1 rRNA gene is annotated in these 223 nt (G+C 55.2%); it reads right to left on the bottom strand.

Features of this window, described 5'->3' with window-relative positions:
- A 23S ribosomal RNA gene (locus tag WFP70_RS26900) occupies positions 1–223 on the bottom strand; the annotation flags it as partial.

Below are 223 nucleotides of genomic sequence, written 5' to 3' on the forward strand. Positions count from 1 at the left end.
ACATCGTTTCCCACTTAACCATGACTTTGGGACCTTAGCTGGCGGTCTGGGTTGTTTCCCTCTTCACGACGGACGTTAGCACCCGCCGTGTGTCTCCCGTGATAACATTCTCCGGTATTCGCAGTTTGCATCGGGTTGGTAAGCCGGGATGGCCCCCTAGCCGAAACAGTGCTCTACCCCCGAAGATGAGTTCACGAGGCGCTACCTAAATAGCTTTCGGGGA

Origin of the sequence: Pantoea sp. USMM079, from assembly GCF_037153115.1 — a bacterium.
Taxonomy (GTDB): domain Bacteria; phylum Pseudomonadota; class Gammaproteobacteria; order Enterobacterales; family Enterobacteriaceae; genus Pantoea; species Pantoea communis.